This window comes from Henriciella sp., from assembly GCF_049649345.1.
In the GTDB taxonomy this organism is placed as follows: domain Bacteria; phylum Pseudomonadota; class Alphaproteobacteria; order Caulobacterales; family Hyphomonadaceae; genus Henriciella.
On sequence record NZ_JBARZC010000420.1, the window covers coordinates 1 to 2,370 of the forward strand.

The following is a 2,370-nucleotide window of genomic DNA, read 5'->3' on the forward strand; positions in this document are numbered from 1 at the left end:
GAACTATCGCGCTCAACAGGGTATAGCTCAGACTGGATCACCCATGGAAGAACAAACAAGCAAGCGGCGTTTCCTGACCTGGAAACTCGCCAGGCGCGTTGCGATTGGCCTGTTCATTCTTGCAGCGCTTTGTTTTATAGTGCTTTTCTTGTGGATCGCGGCGCTGTCTCGCGACCTGCCTTCGCATGAGCGGCTGGCGACTTATGAGCCGCCCATCACCTCGCGCGTGCATGCCGGTGACGGGACCCTGATCGCCGAATTTGCCGAAGAACACCGCGTTTTCGTGCCAATCGAATCAATACCGGATCATGTCGTTCAGGCGTTCGTTGCGGCTGAGGACAAGAAGTTTTTCAGTCATGAGGGCCTCGACTATGTGGGTATCCTGCGCGGCGCGATCAATTCTGCAAAGATCAAGCTGACAGGTGGCGGCAATCTGCAGGGTGGCTCGACGATCACCCAGCAGGTCGCGAAGAACATGCTGCTGACGCGCGATCAGACCATTCAGCGTAAGGTGAAAGAGGCGATCATTGCGCGCCGGATGGAAAAGGCGTTCACCAAGGACGAAATCATCGAACTGTATCTGAACGAGATCTATCTCGGGGTCCGCTCATATGGTGTCGGCTCGGCGGCGCTGATCTATTTCGACAAATCGCTGCCCGAGCTCAACCTATCAGAAGCGGCCATTCTGGCGTCGCTCGCCAAGGCGCCGTCGACGGTAAACCCATACCGCCGGCCCGAACGGCTTCTCGCGCGGCGCAACTACGTTCTCGATAGAATGGTCGAAGATGGCTATATCACCCGGCAAGAGGCCGACGCCGCCAAGGAACGGTCGCTTGAGGTTACTGAGCGTCTTCGCGGACCGGAATATGCCGCTGCGACCTATTTTGTTCAGGAGTTGCGCAAGCAGCTGATCGAACAGTATGGCGAAGAAGCGCTGCAACGCGGCGGCCTGTCGGTCAGGACAACGATCGATACGCGCCTTCAGCTTGCCGCCCAGGAAGCGCTGCAAGCGGGCCTCGAATCCTATGACCGTCGTCACAACTACCGCGGACCGTTTGCGACGATCGATCCGGATGGCAATGTCGCCGAACAGCTGCAGGAGCTGACCCTGCCGCCAGGCTATGGTGTCTGGGAAGCCGGCATGGTCTCGGCTGTCAATGCCGGCGGGGCGACGCTCGTTCTGAACGATGCGCGCGAGACATCGATACCGAAGGAAGATGTCGAATGGGCATCGAGCTGGAAAGATGCTGACACCGGCAAGAGCGGTCTGTCCAAGGGCGATGTCGTTCTGGTCGAGGTCGAGCGGACCGAACAGCGCCGGGCCGGAACCGACGATACGCCTGAGGAAGAACTCGGCGAAGGCGACTGGGTTTATATCCCTGCGGAGACCGCCATTTTGCGGCAGGTCCCGGACGTGGAAGGCGCGATCGTTGCGCTTGATCCGCATACGGGCCGCGTGCTCGCAATGGTCGGTGGCTACTCTTTCTTCAAGAGCCCGTTCAACCGGGTTACGCAGGCCGTTCGCCAGCCTGGCTCCTCGTTCAAGCCCTTCGTCTACGGCGCAGCGCTCGAGAACGGATATACACCGTCGACGCGCATTCTGGACGCGCCCTTCGTCTATTATGATGAGAATATCGACGAGACCTGGAAACCGCAGAACTATTCCCAGGGCCGGTCCTATGGCGAAGTGACCATGCGGACTGCGCTGGAACGGTCTTTCAACCAGGTGACGGCGCGCGTCGCTGTGGACATCGGCATGCCGGCTGTGGCCGAGTTTGCCGAGCGGTTCGGGCTTTATGACGAGCTGCCGCCTTATCCAGCCATGTCGCTTGGTTCGGGTGAAACGACCCCTTGGCGCCTGGCCCGCGGCTATGCCGCTTTCGTCAATGGCGGCAAGGAAGTGACGCCGACGCTGCTCGACCGCGTCCAGGATCGCCATGGTCAGACGCTCTACAAGCACGATACCCGCGCCTGTGAAGGCTGCGTTGCAGAAGAATGGGATGGGGAGGGCCCGCCGGAGCTTGCGGACAATCGCGAGCAGCTGGTTGATCCGATCATCGCCTATCAGCTCGTCCATATGCTTGAAGGCGTCGTGGAGCGCGGCACGGCGCGGCGAGCCGCCCGCATCGGCAAGCCTCTCGCCGCCAAGACCGGTACGACAAACGACTATGTCGACGCGTTGACCTTTGGTTTTTCGCCAGATCTCGTTGTCGGTGTTTGGGTCGGGTTCGACACGCCGAAGACGCTCGGCGAGGGCGAATCTGGCGGTTCGGTTGCCGGTGTAATCTTCACCGACTTCATGACCGAGGCGCTGGAAGAGGCCCCGCCGCTGCCTTTCCGCATCCCGCCCGGCGTACGATTGGTGTCGGT

At 60.3% G+C, this 2,370-nt stretch carries 1 protein-coding gene; it reads left to right on the forward strand.

What is annotated here, in order from left to right; all coding sequences use genetic code 11:
• Window positions 1-43 precede the first annotated feature (43 nt).
• Window positions 44-2,370: penicillin-binding protein 1A (locus tag WA989_RS11610; protein ID WP_424340662.1), on the forward strand; the 2,327-nt coding region annotated here is incomplete at its 3' end.